Raw genomic sequence first — 15,949 nt, 5'->3', positions numbered from 1 at the left:
TGGTCGGTGGCGATCGATCCAGCCCGGGTGATCTTGCGGCCTGCGTGCGGTGCACAGCGACGGTACGGCCGGGACGGTACCCGCGGGCCGTCCGGGCCGTGCCGATCGGTCAGGCGGGCGTGCAGGGAGCCTGGGCGAAGCCGAGCAGCAGGCAGCCGCTGGCATCGGAGAGCTTCCACGTGCCGCCCTCCTGCTGCCAGGTGACCGGGAACGCGGGCGCCGTGCCGTGCGGAGAGGTGATCGTCACATCGGCGGTGGCGGTGTCACCACTGGTCGCGACGTTGTCGACGGCGAAGGTCAGGGTGTAGCCGGCGAGCATGCCGTTCATCTGATCGATGTTGGACTTGTGCGCGTCGCCGTTGACGATCAGTTTCGCCTTGTCGTCGGTGGATACTCCGGGATCGGCGAACTTGATCAGCGTCGCCTTCAGGGAATCGGCGGTGGGTGCCGCGGCGTTGTCACCCGAAGGTGCCGGAGTTGCCGAAACGCTGGACGGAGCGGCCGCGATACTGGTACTGCTCGTGGTGGCATTCGTCGAGGAATCGTCGGAATCGCCGCAACCGGTCAGTCCGACGGTGACGGCGAGCGCCGCAGCGGCGGCGGCGACGGTGACACGGATCGTGCGGGGAGGAAGGAGCATGGACAGCAACCTTTCGACTCGTTGGGCGAGTGCCCCGTACGGGGTGTTAGGGGAGCCTAACAGGTGCAAATGTGTGGTTGATGTCGTACCGACCGTACAAGATGTGATCACGACGAAACCATGTCGGAAAGCGAGAACGGACCGCGCCCGGTAGCGTTGATAGACCGGGACTGGGAGGAGCAGCATCATGAGCCCCAACGAGAATTCGGATTCGGCGGCCTGGCGAGAGCTCGAGGCGGTACGCGCCGAGTCGGCTGCTCTTCGCAGGCAACTCGCCGATTCGCCGGATCGCGCACGCGAATTGGAAGCCAGGATCGATTCGCTGACCATCCGCAACGGCAAGTTGATGGACACGCTCAAAGAAGCGCGCCAGCAGCTGATCGCGTTGCGCGAGGAAGTCGATCGTCTCGGCCAGCCGCCGAGCGGATACGGCATCGTCATCCATGCCTACGAGGATCAGACGGTCGACGTCTTCACCTCCGGGCGCAAGATGCGCCTCACCTGCTCGCCCAACATCGACGCCGACGCACTGGAATACGGCCAGACCGTGCGCCTCAACGAGGCACTCACCGTCGTCGAGGCCGGAAATTTCGACGCCATCGGCGAAATCGGCACGCTGCGTGAGATTCTCGACGACGGCAGGCGCGCCCTCGTGGTCGGCCACGCCGACGAAGAGCGGGTCGTGTGGCTGTCGGGTCCGCTGTCCAAGATCGCCGAATACGACGACATGGCAGACCCCGATTCGCCGATTCGCAAACTGCGCCCGGGTGATTCGCTGCTGGTCGACACCAAGGCGGGCTTCGCGTTCGAGCGCGTTCCCAAGGCCGAGGTCGAAGACCTTGTGCTGGAAGAGGTTCCCGACGTCGACTACACCGACATCGGTGGCCTGGGCCGTCAGATCGAGCAGATCCGCGACGCGGTGGAACTGCCGTTCCTGCACAAGGATCTGTTCCGCGAGTACGCGCTTCGCCCGCCCAAGGGTGTGCTGCTCTACGGTCCGCCCGGCTGCGGTAAGACGCTGATCGCCAAGGCGGTGGCCAACTCCCTCGCCAAGAAGATCGCCGAATCGCGTGGTCAGGATGCCAAGGAAGCCAAGTCGTTCTTCCTCAACATCAAGGGCCCCGAGCTGCTCAACAAGTTCGTCGGCGAGACCGAGCGCCACATCCGCATCATCTTCCAGCGAGCACGCGAGAAGGCCTCCGAGGGCACCCCGGTGATCGTGTTCTTCGACGAGATGGACTCGATCTTCCGCACCCGCGGTTCCGGTGTCTCCTCCGATGTGGAGACCACCGTTGTGCCGCAGCTGCTTTCGGAGATCGACGGTGTGGAGGGTCTCGAGAACGTCATCGTGATCGGTGCGTCCAACCGCGAGGACATGATCGACCCCGCGATCCTGCGGCCGGGCCGTCTCGATGTGAAGATCAAGATCGAGCGTCCCGACGCGGAATCGGCGCAGGACATCTTCTCGAAGTACCTCACCGAGACGCTGCCGCTGCACGAGAGCGATCTGCGCGAGTTCGACGGCGACAAGCAGGCGTGCGTCGAGGCGATGATCGAGAAGGTCGTCGAGCGGATGTACGCCGAGAGCGACGACAACCGGTTCCTGGAGGTCACCTACGCCAACGGTGACAAGGAGGTCCTGTACTTCAAGGACTTCAACTCCGGCGCGATGATCCAGAACATCGTGGACCGGGCGAAGAAGTACGCGATCAAGTCGGTGCTCGACACGGGTAACCCGGGTCTGCGGATCCAGCACCTGTTCGACTCGATCGTCGACGAGTTCGCCGAGAACGAGGACCTGCCCAACACCACCAATCCCGATGACTGGGCCCGGATCTCGGGCAAGAAGGGTGAGCGGATCGTCTACATCCGCACGCTCGTCACGGGCAAGAACGCCTCGGCCAGCCGGGCGATCGACACCGAGTCCAACACCGGTCAGTACCTGTAGTCACGAGCCGCGAAGGCCGCGTCCCGGTGGGGCGCGGCCTTCGCGTTTCTGTGCACTTTTTTTCACCGAAACGCTGCGCGGCGGCAAGTGAATAGGGCACGCTTCACTTGTTCGTTTCACCTGATGAGGACTTACGAGGAGCGTTGTCATGGCCGGTTCCGCCGCTGAATTGCTGACCGAGATCATCCTGCAGACCATCCAGAACCTGTTCAGTTCGATCAGCGCCGGCTGATCGAACCAGCCTGCTGCGACGAGGGCCGCGTCTCCCGAAACGGGAGGCGCGGCCCTCGTCGTGGATCAGCCCTGTGTGGTGGTCACGGCGTTGAAGACCACATCGGCCACCGGGGTGCCGTCGGCGCCGCCACCCGCGACACCGGCGTTGGCGACGTTGGTCAGCGCGTCCAGGCCCTCGGTGATGGTGCCGAAGGGGGTGTAGTTCGGCGGCAGCTGGGTGTCGCGGTAGACCAGGAAGAACTGGCTGCCGTTGGTACCGGGGCCCGCGTTGGCCATCGCGACGGTGCCCGCCGGGTAGACCGCGCCCGCGAGGTTCTCGTCGGTGAACTTGTAGCCGGGGCCGCCCATGCCGGTGGCGGTGGGATCGCCGCACTGGAGCACGAAGATGCCATGGGTGGTGAGCCGGTGGCAGCGGGTGTGGTCGAAGTAGCCCTCGCTCGCGAGGAAGGCGAACGAGTTCACCGTGCGCGGGGCAGCGGCGGCATCGAGCGCGATCGTGACTGCGCCGCAGGTGGTGTCGAGGGTGGCGGTGTGGCTCGCCGCGGTGTCGATGGTGAGTGCCGGTTCGGTGGGCCACTGCTTGCCGTTGGGCTGACCCGCCGCGGCGGGTGCGCAGCCGGGGATCACTGCCTGCCGCATCGGTGCGGTCTGCGCGGCGGGGGCGAGTGCCACCAGGGCGGCCGCGGCGATGCCGACGCCGACGAGCGCGCGAATGAAGGGTCGGTCCTGCGAAATGCTGGTCACCTTGGCGGGATCTCCTCGAGAGCGGTGCTGCCGGACGATGTACCGCGCATCCTGCCAGTCGCAGCGGCTCGCGTGGGGACAGACCACCGGATCCGGTCCGCTCGTCGTGTGATCGACACAGAATCCTGTGCTTTCGCTAGCGAGTCCGCAACCGCCACAGCGTGGTCGTCTCGGCGGTGCGGGCCGCGGCGAGGGGGTCGTCGCGATCGGTCGCGCGCGGATGGCGCGGCCGCGTGGTGAGCTTGCCGAGCACGGACAGGCCCGCGTCGTCGAGCAGGCGGGGGATGTGGTCGGGCGGGCGCAGGCCGAGCAGTTCGGCGAGGTCGGACAGCACCAGCCAGCCCTCGCCGTGGGGGGTGAGGTGCGCGCGCAGGTCGCGGGCGAATTCGGTGAGCATCGACTGATCCTGGTCGTAGACACCGCGTTCCAGGTCCGACGTCGGTACGCCGGGCAGCCAGGGCGGATTGCACACCACGAGATCGGCGCGGCCGGGCGGGTACAGGGTGGGTCCGGTCACGGCGATCGTCCGGCCGAAGCCGAGCCGTTCGGCGTTGTCCTTCGCGCACCGCAACGCCCGCGGGTTGATGTCGGTGGCGACGATCTCGGGAACGCCGCGGGTGGCGAGCAGCGCGGCCAGCACGCCCGTGCCGGTACCGAGATCGAACGCGGTGCGGATCTCGGGATCCAGTGGCGCGTCGGCGACGAGATCGACGTATTCGCTTCGGGTGGGCGAGAACACGCCGTACCCGGGGTACACCCGCGCTCCGAGCGCGGGGACTTCGACACCCTGCTGCTGCCACCGGTAGGCGCTCACCACACCGAGGAGCTCGGTGAAGGCGACCACGCGTTCGGCGTCCGCCGGACCGTACGCCGCCTCGCACGCCGCCGCCACGTCGGGAGCCCGGCGCAGATCGAGCTCGTAGCCCTTGCCCAGCCGGATCAGGAGACTGCCGAGAATGCCCGCCCGGGTGCGCCTTCGGATTCGCTCGTGTTCGTAGAGCGCGCCGAGATCACCGCCTGCGGGCTTCTTCGCCGGCTTGCGATCGGCGCGCCGGCCCAGCGCTTGTAACAGTTGGCGACCATTGTTGTAATCGCCCTGCCACAGCAGTGCCTCACCGGCCCTGATGCGGCGATACGCGTGATCGGCCGAGAGCCGGTCGTCGGCGGTGGTGACGGTGCGCGGCGCGGGCGCGCCGTTCTCCGAATGCCAGACGGCGGTGTGCTGACTGTGCTCTTCGGTCCATGCGATGGTGGACACGGGCTCTCCCGGTGATCGACGGTGCTGGTGACTCGGGTGTATCGACGCGATGCCCGACGCCGAGGTCGGTCGCTAGCGCGCCGGAATGCGACCGATTGCGTCGTCGAGGGCCGTGTCGAGCGTCACCACTGCTGCCTTTCCGCGGGAGGGATTCCTCATTCTGCCGCATCAGCCCAGGCTGACGTCATCTAGGGCGCATTTTCAGGTCGTTCGTGCTAAATTCTGACCATGCGGCCAGAAAACAAGCCGGATGGGCAACAGCGCTCGTTCATCGAGGAGGCGCGACGGCGGCAGATCATCGCCGCCACCGTCGAGGTCGTATCGGAACTCGGGTACGCCAACGCCTCTCTGGCCCGGATCGCCGAGCGTGCCGGGATCTCCAAGGGGGTGATCTCCTACCATTTCGACGGCAAAGACGAGCTGATGTCGCAAGTCGTCACCCAGCTCTACGTCTCGGGATCGGAGTTCATGGCGCCGATTCTCACCGCGGCGATCGCCGACGGCTACCGGGCGGCCCTGCACGCCTACCTGTCGTCGAATCTGCAATTCATCGACGACAACAAGAGTTACGTGGCCGCCGTCGGCGATATCGTGCTCAACGTGCGCGGCCCGGACGGCACGCTGCGATTCGACACCGCCGACGGTGAGCGGGAGATCATCGCCCCGCTGGCCGCGGCGCTGGCCGAGGGGCAGCGCACCGGTGAGTTCGGTGACTTCGATCCGACCGTGCTCGCGCGGCTGATCCGCGATTCGATCGACGGCGTCGCCGTCCGGGCGGTGCGAGATCCCGATTTCGATGTGCGCCGGTATCGCACGCACCTCATCCGGATGTACGACGCGGTGACCAGGAAGGACGACCGATGACGACTACCGCGGTATCCACGGAACCCGATGTGGCGCGGGAGGTTCCGTCGTTCGCCACGCTCGGCGTCGGTGCGATCGCACTGGTGGCCTCGATCGGTTTGTTCGCGGTGCTCGGGCAGTACGGATTCTTCGGCGACGAGTTGTACTTCCTCGCGGCGGGCGGCCATCACCTGGCGGTCAGCTACGCCGACCAGGGCCCGCTGGTGCCGCTGATCGCCCGGTCGATGGATTGGCTCGCACCGGGTTCGCTGGTGGCACTGCGACTTCCGGCTCTGGTGGTCACCGTGGCCGGCATCGTGCTCGCCGCGGCGATCGCACGGGAGCTCGGGGGCGGGCGGGGCGCGCAGCTGATCAGCGCGGCCGCCTACGCGACGTCACCGTTCCTGCTCGTGCAGGGCAGTCAGCTCTCGACCAACGCGATCGACGGGCCGCTGTGGGTGCTCATCACCTGGCTGCTCGTGCGCTGGGTGCGGACTCGCGCCGATGCGTTGCTGATCTGGGCCGGCATCGTCACCGCGATCGACATGCAGGTCAAATGGCTCATCCCGTTCTTCTGGATCTGCGTCGGAATCAGCGTGCTCGTCTACGGGCCCCGTGAGCTGGTGCGCAGGCCCGCGCTGTGGATCGGCGCCGCGATCACCGCGGTCGCGATGGTGCCCAGCCTGCTGTGGCAGGCCGCGAACGGATGGCCACAGCTCGCGATGGGTGGCGTGGTCAGTGCCGAGCAGGAGATGATCGGCGGGCGGTTGATCTTCGTGCCGGTCGCACTGCTCGCGGCCGGACTGCTCGGCGCAATCCTGCTGGTCTACGGCACGATCCGGTTGTTCCGTGCGGAATCGCTTCGCCCCTACCGGTTCTTCGGGCTGGTGGTCGTGCTGCTCGTGGTCGCGTTCGTGGCGACCGGCGGGCGGCCCTACTACGCCGTCGGCATCTATCCGATCGCGATGGCGGCCGGGGCGGTCGGGCTGGTCGAGGCGAAGGCCACGTGGCAGCGGATCGCCGCGGTTCCGGTGATCGGGCTCTCGGTCGCGCTCGCCGCGTGGTCGCTGCCCTGGCAGCCGGAGTCCTCGATCCCGCCGAGCACCGGTGGCGCGGACCTGCTGCTGCACGGCAAGTTCGGCTGGTCCGACCTGGCCGCGTCCACCGACCTCGCGTACCGGACACTGTCACCGGCCGAGCGCGCGCACGCGGTGATCGTCGCCGAATCCTATTGGCAAGCAGGGGCACTCGAGACCTATCGGCAGCAGTACGGCTGGCCCGCGGTGTACAGCCCGAGTCGTGGGTACGGCTATCTCGGCACTCCACCGGATTCGGCGTCCACGGTGGTCTATGTCGGCGCGCAGCACGAGGAGTTGCGCGCGCACTTCGGATCGGTGACGCCGATCGGCCGGGCCGACGCCCGGCTCGGCTACGCGGGCGCCACCCGTGATGTGACGATCTGGCGCTGCGAACTGCCGGTGCGACCGTGGTCGCAATTGTGGACCGACCTGCGTGAGATGTAGCGCCACAACGCGACCGCGCACGGCCGCCCGTCGGAAGCGGTGGACGGAGTGGGCCGGCGGCTGCCGGCCGGCGGGCCCAGCCCCGCCCCCACCAGGCCGTCGCCGCGCCAGGCGTGATCAGCGTTCAGGATCTGCGGATGCGGCGGTAGGTCGGGGTGGCGGTCGCCGCGGCGGCGAGCTCGGCGGCGAGCCAGGCGATGTCGGTGTCGCCGAGTGCGCCCAGCGTCAGGCGCAGATGGTCGCCGGCAGACTGCTCGCCCGCTTCGAACGGGCCGCCCGGCGCGGCCTTGACGCCCGCGGCGGCGAGGCTGATCATCGCGGCGTTCTCGTCGGAGACCGGGAGCCAGACATTGATGCCGTCGCCCGCGGCCACGACGACATCGTGGCGGGCCAGCGCGCGGCGCAGAACGGTGGCGCGCCTGCGGTATTCGAGGCGCGCGCCCGCGACGGCGGCGCGCGCCCCGGCATCGTGGAGCATCGTCAACAGCACGCGCTGTAGTAGCCGGCTGGACCACCCGGGCCCGAGCATCCGGCGTTCGACCACCGGATCCAGCAGTGCCGCGGGCCCACCCGCGACGGCCAGCCGCAGATCGGCGCCGTGGGACTTGGAATAAGAGCGGATGTAGACCCCGCGATCGGGGAATCGCGCGGCCAGGGAGCGCAGCGGGGTGGTCGCGATGCCCGCGGAGTGGTCGTCCTCGATGATCAGCGCGGGGTACGAGCGCAGTATCGCCGCCAGTTCGCGGACTCTGGCCGCGCCGAGGGAGGCGCCGGTCGGGTTGTGGGCGCGCGGTTGCAGGATCACCGCGCGCGGCGCCGGTCCGTCGAACGCGCGCGCGAATTCCTCGGGCCGGAAGCCGGATTCGTCGAGGCGGACGGCGATCGGGCGCGCGCCGAGGCGGGCGAGCAAATCGAGAAACGGCGGGAAGCACGGATCCTCGACGATCACCGGGTCACCGAAGCGCACGTGCGCGGCGAGGAGCCGGTCCACCGCGTCGAGGGCGCCGTCGAGGACGGTCAGCCGTTCGCACGGCCACGGCCAGTCGGCACGCAGCGCCTCGGCGAGTGCGGGCAGCACCGCCTCGCCGAGATAGTGCGCCGAGAGATCGCCCGGCGCGGTATCGCGCGAGAGCGCGTGCAGGGCGGCGGCCAGGTCGGGCAGCAGCGCCGGATCGGGGGTGCCGTGCGACAGGTCGACGCGAAAGGCGTTGTCGGAGTGCGAGTGCAGGCGCTGATACCGTCCGATCGGCGTCTGCAGTCTCTCGCCGACGAACGTGCCCGCCCGCCCGCGCGCGGTGATCGCGCCGGTCGCGGCCAGTGCGCGCCAGGCCTGGCTGACGGTGGCGGGGGACACCCGGAGTTCGCGGGCCACCTCGCGCACGGTGGGCAGCCGGGTACCGGGAGCGAGTGCGCCCGAGCGGATGCGGCGACCGATCGCGGCGGCGATCCCGGCGGCGGTTCGTTCGTCGAGGTCCCCGGCGAAGTCCGCGGGCAGTGCGGTCGGCGAGGCTTCGGTCATGGACTCATTCTGCGGGGTAGTGCGCGGCCGATCCGTGGTGCACGCCAACGTTTACGGCACCGAAACTGTTTCCGCGCTCTTGTAACACAACAGAATCAGTTGTAGGTGCAGTATAACAAAGCATGGGAATCGTCAGAGCGGCGCTCGTCCAGACCACCTGGACCGGTGACAAAGAATCAATGACCACGGCGCACGAGGACTACGCACGGGAGGCGGCGGCGCAGGGTGCGCAGGTGATCTGCTTCCAGGAGTTGTTCTACGGCCCGTATTTCTGCCAGCTGCAGGACACCAAGTTCTACGAGTACGCCGAATCGGTACCGGGCCCGACGACCGAACGGTTCGCGGCTCTGGCCGCCGAACTGAACATGGTGATGGTGTTGCCGGTGTACGAGCGCGAGATGGACGGGCTGCTCTACAACACGGCGGCTGTGATCGACGCCGATGGCTCCTACCTCGGCAAATACCGTAAGCACCACATCCCGCAGGTGACCGGATTCTGGGAGAAGTTCTACTTCCGGCCGGGCAATCTCGGCTGGCCGGTATTCGACACCGCGGTCGGCAGAGTAGGCGTCTATATCTGTTACGACCGCCATTTCCCCGAGGGCTGGCGAGCGCTCGGCCTCGCGGGCGCCGAAATCGTGTTCAATCCCTCGGCGACGTCGAGGGGGCTTTCCAGCTATTTGTGGAAACTCGAGCAGCCGGCCTCGGCGGTGGCCAACGAGTATTACGTCGGTGCGATCAACCGGGTCGGCATCGAGAGCGAATACGGCGACGACGACTTCTACGGCACGAGCTATTTCGTCGACCCCGAGGGGCAGTTCGTCGGTGAGGTCGCCTCCGATACTTCGCCGGAATTGGTTGTCCGTGATCTCGATATGGATCTGATCAAGATCGTGCGCGAGAGATGGGCGTTCTATCGCGACCGTCGCCCGGAGGCCTACGGACCGTTGGTGAACCCCTGATGCGCACCTTCATCCACGGCGGGACGGTGGTGAGCGCCACCGGTTCCCAGCTCCTCGACGTGCTGATCGACGACGAGACGATTGTCGCTGTCCTGCAACCGGGTTCGACCGCGCTCGGCGCTGACCTCGCGGCCGACGCGGACACGGTGATCGACGCGACCGGCAAGTACGTGATCCCCGGCGGTGTCGACGGGCACACGCACATGCAGCTGCCGTTCGGCGGCACCGAGGCCAGCGACACCTTCGAAACCGGGACCAGGGCAGCGGCCTGGGGCGGCACCACCACGATCGTCGACTTCGCGGTGCAGAAACCGGGCCAGCGGGTGCAGGACACCCTCGCGGAATGGCACGGCAAGGCCGCGGGGCAGTGCGCGATCGACTACGGATTCCATCAGATCATCGGCGACGTCAACGACGAATCCCTCAAGGGGATGAGCGAACTCGTCAGCGAAGGCGTCACCAGCTTCAAGCTGTTCATGGCCTATCCGGGGGTCTTCTACTCCGACGACGGCCAGATCCTGCGCGCCATGCAGTCCGCGGGCGACCTCGGTGCGCTGATGATGATGCACGCGGAGAACGGCATCGCCATCGACGTTCTCGTCGAACAGGCCCTCGCGCGCGGCGACACCTCGCCCTACTTCCACGGCACCAGCCGTCCGTGGCAGATGGAAGAAGAAGCAACCCATCGCGCGATCATGCTGGCGCAGTTGACCGGTGCCCCGCTGTATGTGGTGCACGTCTCGGCGAAACAGGCGATGCAGCAGATCGTGACCGCGCGTGACAACGGGCAGAACGTGTTCGCCGAGACCTGTCCGCAGTACCTGTACCTCTCACTCGAAGAACAGCTGGGCGCACCGGGTTTCGAGGGTGCCAAGTGGGTCTGCTCGACACCGCTGCGCTCGCGCGCCGAGGGGCATCAGGACGAGCTGTGGCGGTTCATCCGCACCGGCGACGTCACCGCGGTGAGCACCGACCACTGCCCGTTCTGCATGAAGGACCAGAAAGAGCTCGGTGTGGGCGATTTCAGCAAGATCCCGAACGGGATCGGCGGGGTCGAGCACCGGATGGATCTGCTGTTCCAGGGCGTCAAGGACGGGCGGATCTCGCTCGAACGGTGGGTGGAGGTCTGCTGCACCACCCCGGCCCGGATGTTCGGCATGTACCCGCGCAAGGGCGTGATCAGCCCGGGTGCCGACGCCGACGTCGTGATCTACGACCCCAACGGGCACACCAGCATCGGCTTCGGCAAGACCCACCACATGAACATGGACCACTCGGCGTGGGAGGGCTTCGAGATCGACGGACATGTCGACACCGTCCTGTCGCGCGGCCGGGTGATCGTCGACGGCGGCGCCTACCACGGCCGCGCCGGGCACGGCCGGTTCCTCCGGCGCGGCCTGTCCCAGAACCTGCTGTAGAAACCAACTGCCGAAACGGAGAGTGCCGATGGACATCGGAGTCGTCCTGCAGTGCACACCACCCTCGTCGCGGGTGATCGAACTGGCCAGAGTGGCCGAAACCCACGGGTTCTCGCACGTGTGGACCTTCGACTCGCACCTGCTCTGGCAGGAGCCCTATGTGATCTACAGCCAGATCCTGGCCGCCACCCGGAAGGTGACCGTGGGGCCCATGGTCACCAACCCGGCCACCCGGGACCAGACGGTGACCGCGTCCGTGTTCGCCACGCTCAACGAGATGTTCGGTAACCGCACGATCTGCGGCATCGGGCGTGGTGACTCGGCGGTCCGCACCGTCGGGAACAAGCCGACGACGTTGGCCACCCTGCGCGAATCGGTGGAGGTGATCAGGGAACTGGGCAACGGTCGCAGCGCCCGCGTCGGTGACGTCGAGGTGCGATTCCCGTGGGCCGCCGATTCGCGGCTCGAGGTGTGGGTGGCCGGATACGGGCCCAAGGCCCTCGAGCTCACCGGGCAGGTCGCCGACGGGTTCATCCTGCAACTCGCCGACCCCGACATCACCGCATGGACCATCGGCAAGGTGCGTGCGGCGGCAGCGGCGGCAGGCCGAGATCCGCTGTCGGTGAAGATCTGTGTCGCCGCGCCCGCCTACGTCACCGACGGATCGCAGGCCGCCCTGGAACACGCCCGTGACCAGTGTCGCTGGTTCGGCGGCATGGTCGGCAACCACGTCGCCGACATCGTCGCGAAATATGGTACGGGCAGCGATGTTCCAGCGGCGCTGACCGACTACATCGCCGGCAGGCAGGGCTACGACTACAACGAGCACGGGCGGGCGGGCAACACGCATGCCGATTTCGTGCCCGACGAGATCGTGGACCGGTTCTGCCTGATCGGGACCCCCGACGAGCAGCTCGCCCGGCTGTGGGAGCTCGAGCAGCTCGGCGTCGGCCAGTTCGCGGTGTATCTGCAGCACGATGCCAAAACGGCCACGCTCGAGGCCTATGGCGAGCAGGTGCTGCCGCGGCTGAATCGGCAGGTCACCGCGATCCGAGCGGCCGGTCTGTCATGATCGCCGGGCAATTGCCGGTGGGAGTGCGCCGGTGACCACCGGGACCATCGATCCGGCGACAGCTGTGGTGCCGCAGAAGATCCGAGCCTCCACGCCCGGTCGGACCCGGTTGCTGCGCGCGGTCTACGGGGTGAGCGCGTTCGTGCTCGTGGCGGTGATCTGGGAGCTGGTGAAGGTGCTGGTGCCCGCCGACGGCGTGAGCATCGCGGGCACCCGAGTACTCCCTCGCACCAGCGACGGCGCGCTCCCACACGTCTGGGCGGTGTTCACCGTGCTCGGCGACGCGGACGGTCAAGGCACCGTCGGCGCGACACTGCTGCGCACGGCGATGTTCACGTTGGGTCTGTCGTTGCTCGCGTTGTTGCTGGGCGCGGTGGTCGGCGTGGCGCTGGCGGTCGCGATGCAACGGTTCGGCTGGCTCGAACGCGGCCTGCTGCCGTATGTGGTGCTGTCACAGACGGTTCCGCTGATCGCGCTCGCGCCGCTGGTGGCGGCCTGGGGCGGCAAACTGTCCATCGGCGGTGAGCCGTGGCGGCCGTGGATGAGCATCGTGGTGATCGCGGCCTATCTCGCCTTCTTCCCGATCGCCATCGGGATGCTGCGCGGGCTGCAGGCGCCGTCGGCGGCCTCGGTCGAATTGATGCGGAGCTGTTCGGCCGGGTGGTGGGCGACGTTGACGCGCTTGCGGTTTCCCGCCGCTGTTCCCTCGTTGATTCCGGCGCTGCGCCTGGCCGCGGCGGCCGCGGTGATCGGCGCGGTCGTCGCCGAGATCTCCACCGGCACCGCGGGCGGGATCGGGCGCCAGATCATCGTGTTCTCCCAACAGGCCACCGGCGATGCGGCCCGGCTGTACGCCGCCGTGCTCGCCGCCGCGTTGCTCGGCGTCGTCCTCACCGCGCTGGTCGGTCTGGTGGAGCTGGTGCTACGCCGCTACAGCCACCCGCCGGGCACCGACACGGTGAGCGAGGGCTGATGAGCGCCGCCGAAACACTCTCCACGACAACGTTTCAGGAAGAAGTACCCATGACCACCTCAGTCGCCGAACCCGGCAGCCCGGGGTCACCGGTCTCGGCCGCGGTCGAGCTGAGCCATCTCGGCAAGACCTTCGCCGCCGGTGCGGTGACGGCACTGTCCGATGTCTCGCTCACCGTCGCGGCGGGCGAATTCGTCTCGCTCATCGGACCTTCCGGCTGCGGCAAGTCCACCCTGCTGCGGATCGTCGCCGATCTCGAGATGCCCAGCAGCGGCAGTGTCACCGTGCACGGCAAGCCGGCGCGGCAGGCACGGATCGATCAGGACTACGGCATCGCGTTCCAGCAGGCCGGTCTGCTCGACTGGCGCACGGTCGCGGCCAATGTCGAACTGCCCCTGGAATTGCACAAGGTGCCGAAGGCGCAGCGCAAGGCGCGCAGTGCCGAACTGCTCGCCATGGCCGGGCTCAGCGAGTTTGCCGACCGGTATCCGGCCGAACTGTCCGGCGGCATGCAACAGCGCGTCGCGATCGCCCGCGCGCTGGCCCGCACACCGTCGCTGCTGCTGATGGACGAACCGTTCGGTGCGCTCGACGAGATGACCAGGGAACGCATGCAGGGCGAGTTGCTGCGCATCGCGGGGGAGACCGGCGCCGCCGTCGTGTTCGTCACCCACTCGATTCCCGAGGCGGTGTACCTGTCGGACCGGGTGGTGGTGCTGTCCGCACGACCGGGCCGGATCAGTGACATCGTGGCGACCGGCGGCTGGGATCGCGAGGCGGGCACCGATGTCCGGGCGTCCGCGCAGTTCTTCGCCGCCGTCGCCGCGGTGCGCGCGGCCCTGCGCGGCGAGCACGACGACACCGCCGTGGCCGGACGGGATCTGTGATGAGGACTTGGTTGCCGCCGGTACTGGTCGGCATCGTCGTCCTCGCGCTGTGGCAGGTGCTCACCGTGGTGGCGGGCGTGCCCTCGTTCCTGCTTCCCGCGCCCAGCGCTATCGCCGCTCAGTTCGTCGAGAACGCGGGCCGGATCCTGGACGCCTCGCTCGCCACCGGCACGAACGCGCTGATCGGGTTCGTCGCCGGGACGGTGCTCGGCCTGGCCGCCGCCGTTCTCGCGGTGCGATTCGGCGTGATCGACGGGCTGCTGACGCCGCTGGCCGCCGCCGCTGCCACGGTGCCGATCGTGGCGCTGGCACCACTGCTGAACTCGATGTACTCCACCACCACCGAGACGCCGCGACGGCTCGTGGTCACCATCGTCGTGTTCTTCCCGGTGTTCGTCAGCACCGCTCGCGGACTGCGGCAGGTGCCGAAGGTGCAGGCCGACCTGATGACCTCCTACGCCGCGTCGGGATGGCAGATCACTCGCACCGTGCGCCTGCCCGCCGCGCTGCCGCACCTGTTCACCGGACTGCGGATCGCGGCCCCCGGCGCGGTCATCGCGGCCATCATCGCCGAATACTTCGGCGGCCTGCAGAACGGACTCGGCAGCCGGATCACCTCCGCCGCGGCCAACACCGCCTATCCGCGGGCCTGGGCCTACGTCGTCGGCGCGATGTGCGTGGGCCTGGTGTTCCTGGCCGCCGTCCTGCTGCTCGAACAACTCACCCGTCGACCCCGAACCCCACTGCTGTCCACGATCCGATGAGGGAGATCAATCCATGACCGAGACCGCACTCCGGTTGCGCACCGCGCTGGCGCTGGCCGCCGTGGCCGCCGCCGCGCTGACCGGCTGTAGTACCACCGACAGTGGCTCCGAGACCACCGCCGACGGCCTCACCAAGGTGACCCTGCAGCTGCAATGGTTCAAACAGGGGCAGTTCGCGGGCTACCTGGCCGCGGTGGACCAGGGCTTCTACAAGGAACAGGGCCTGTCGGTGGAGATCCTCGACGGCGGCACCGACATCGTCCCCCAGACGGTGCTCGCCCAGGGCCAGGCCGACTACGCGGTGGCCTGGGTACCCAAGGCCCTCGCGTCGCGGGAGGCGGGCGCCGGGATCACCGAGATCGCTCAGATCTTCCAGAAATCGGGCACCAAGCAGGTCTCGTTCAAGTCCGAGAACATCGCCGGGCCCGCCGCACTGCGGGGCAAGACCGTCGGAAACTGGGGCTACGGCAACGAATTCGAGCTCTTCGCCGGGATGACCAAGGCGGGCATCGACCCGGCCAAGGACGTGAAACTGGTCCAGCAGCAGTTCGACATGAACGCCTTCCTCGCCAAGGACATCGCCGCCGCCCAGGCCATGTCCTACAACGAGTACGCTCAGCTGCTCGAAACCAAGAATCCGGCCACCGGAAAGCTCTACACCGCAGACGATTTCACCACCATCGACTGGAACGACGAAGGTGTGGCCATGCTGCAGGACGCGCTGTGGGCCAACACCGAGAAGCTGAAGGACAGCGAGTACCAGGATCAGACAGTGAAGTTCCTGACCGCCTCGCTCCAGGGCTGGGCGTTCTGCCGCGACAACCTCGACAAATGCCGCGACATCACCGTCGCCGCGGGCGCCACGCTCGGCGCCGGGCACCAGCAGTGGCAGATCAACGAGGTGAACAAGCTGATCTGGCCCTCACCCGCGGGCATCGGCACCCTCGACAAGACCGCATGGGATCGCACAGTCTCGATCGCCAGGAACACCAAGAACGCCGAGGGCGCAACGGTTCTCACCAAGAACCCCGATGCCGACGCCTACACCACCGAGTACGTCACCAAGGCGCTGGACCGATTGAAGGCCGCGGGGGTGGACGTGACGGGCGCGAGCTACCAGCCCGCGCAGGTCACCCCGACCGAGGGCGGTAAGTAGTTCACCCA

At 67.9% G+C, this 15,949-nt stretch carries 14 protein-coding genes; 10 read left to right on the top strand and 4 right to left on the bottom strand.

Going from position 1 to position 15,949, the window contains the following annotated elements:
- Positions 1 to 109: 109 nt before the first annotated feature.
- Entirely contained in the window at positions 110 to 640 is a 531-nt protein-coding gene (locus ACFQ9R_RS02325) for a hypothetical protein (RefSeq protein WP_378627413.1), read from the bottom strand.
- Positions 641 to 827: 187 nt separating this feature from the next.
- Here ACFQ9R_RS02325 and arc point away from each other — a divergent pair, with 187 nt between their 5' ends.
- Positions 828 to 2,588 carry a proteasome ATPase gene (gene arc, locus ACFQ9R_RS02320; protein WP_056809924.1) on the top strand — a complete coding sequence of 587 codons (1,761 nt, stop codon included), beginning with the start codon at positions 828 to 830 and terminating at the stop codon, positions 2,586 to 2,588.
- Positions 2,589 to 2,885: 297 nt separating this feature from the next.
- On the opposite strand, the gene ACFQ9R_RS02315 is transcribed toward arc, so the two are convergent.
- Positions 2,886 to 3,566, bottom strand: a complete 681-nt coding sequence (locus tag ACFQ9R_RS02315) for a peptidylprolyl isomerase (RefSeq protein WP_378988150.1) — start codon at positions 3,564 to 3,566, stop codon at positions 2,886 to 2,888.
- 136 nt (positions 3,567 to 3,702) lie between these two features.
- Entirely contained in the window at positions 3,703 to 4,824 is a 1,122-nt protein-coding gene (locus tag ACFQ9R_RS02310; RefSeq protein ID WP_378988147.1) for a methyltransferase, read from the bottom strand.
- A gap of 228 nt (positions 4,825 to 5,052) precedes the next feature.
- Between ACFQ9R_RS02310 and ACFQ9R_RS02305 the strand changes: the two genes are divergently transcribed.
- Together ACFQ9R_RS02305 and ACFQ9R_RS02300 are read left to right on the top strand one after the other, a co-directional pair.
- Positions 5,053 to 5,688: a TetR/AcrR family transcriptional regulator gene (locus ACFQ9R_RS02305; protein WP_378988144.1), complete on the top strand. Its 636-nt coding sequence runs from the start codon at positions 5,053 to 5,055 to the stop codon at positions 5,686 to 5,688.
- Positions 5,685 to 7,190 carry an ArnT family glycosyltransferase gene (locus tag ACFQ9R_RS02300; protein WP_378988141.1) on the top strand — a complete coding sequence of 502 codons (1,506 nt, stop codon included), beginning with the start codon at positions 5,685 to 5,687 and terminating at the stop codon, positions 7,188 to 7,190. The genes ACFQ9R_RS02305 and ACFQ9R_RS02300 overlap by 4 nt, the downstream gene beginning before the upstream one ends.
- Positions 7,191 to 7,314: 124 nt before the next feature.
- Here ACFQ9R_RS02300 and ACFQ9R_RS02295 read toward each other — a convergent pair whose 3' ends face one another.
- On the bottom strand, positions 7,315 to 8,709 hold the full coding sequence (locus ACFQ9R_RS02295) for an aminotransferase class I/II-fold pyridoxal phosphate-dependent enzyme (RefSeq protein WP_378988138.1): 1,395 nt from the start codon (positions 8,707 to 8,709) through the stop codon (positions 7,315 to 7,317).
- A 122-nt stretch (positions 8,710 to 8,831) separates the two neighbouring features.
- Between ACFQ9R_RS02295 and ACFQ9R_RS02290 the strand changes: the two genes are divergently transcribed.
- Genes ACFQ9R_RS02290 through ACFQ9R_RS02260 form a run of 7 tightly spaced genes read left to right on the top strand, consistent with a single transcriptional unit; the run spans position 8,832 to position 15,941 of the window.
- A complete protein-coding gene (locus ACFQ9R_RS02290; RefSeq protein WP_378988135.1) occupies positions 8,832 to 9,671 on the top strand; it encodes a nitrilase-related carbon-nitrogen hydrolase in 840 nt (279 codons plus the stop codon).
- The gene (gene hydA / locus ACFQ9R_RS02285) at positions 9,671 to 11,089 is read left to right on the top strand and encodes a dihydropyrimidinase (RefSeq protein WP_378988132.1); all 1,419 of its coding nucleotides are present in this window, start codon (positions 9,671 to 9,673) and stop codon (positions 11,087 to 11,089) included. Before ACFQ9R_RS02290 ends, hydA begins: the two co-directional genes overlap by 1 nt.
- A 28-nt stretch (positions 11,090 to 11,117) precedes the next feature.
- Entirely contained in the window at positions 11,118 to 12,161 is a 1,044-nt protein-coding gene (locus ACFQ9R_RS02280) for a TIGR03842 family LLM class F420-dependent oxidoreductase (RefSeq protein ID WP_378988129.1), read from the top strand.
- A 31-nt stretch (positions 12,162 to 12,192) separates the two neighbouring features.
- Positions 12,193 to 13,134 carry an ABC transporter permease gene (locus ACFQ9R_RS02275; RefSeq protein ID WP_378988126.1) on the top strand — a complete coding sequence of 314 codons (942 nt, stop codon included), beginning with the start codon at positions 12,193 to 12,195 and terminating at the stop codon, positions 13,132 to 13,134.
- 50 nt (positions 13,135 to 13,184) lie between these two features.
- Positions 13,185 to 14,021, top strand: a complete 837-nt coding sequence (locus tag ACFQ9R_RS02270; RefSeq protein ID WP_378988123.1) for an ABC transporter ATP-binding protein — start codon at positions 13,185 to 13,187, stop codon at positions 14,019 to 14,021.
- Positions 14,021 to 14,785, top strand: coding sequence for an ABC transporter permease (locus ACFQ9R_RS02265; RefSeq protein WP_378988120.1), 765 nt, complete (start codon positions 14,021 to 14,023; stop codon positions 14,783 to 14,785). The genes ACFQ9R_RS02270 and ACFQ9R_RS02265 overlap by 1 nt, the downstream gene beginning before the upstream one ends.
- Positions 14,786 to 14,798: 13 nt before the next feature.
- Positions 14,799 to 15,941 carry an ABC transporter substrate-binding protein gene (locus ACFQ9R_RS02260; RefSeq protein ID WP_378988117.1) on the top strand — a complete coding sequence of 381 codons (1,143 nt, stop codon included), beginning with the start codon at positions 14,799 to 14,801 and terminating at the stop codon, positions 15,939 to 15,941.
- Positions 15,942 to 15,949 lie beyond the last annotated feature (8 nt).

This window comes from Nocardia sp. NPDC056541, assembly GCF_042794235.1.
GTDB lineage: Bacteria > Actinomycetota > Actinomycetes > Mycobacteriales > Mycobacteriaceae > Nocardia.
This window is presented reverse-complemented; position numbering and strand designations above follow the sequence as displayed.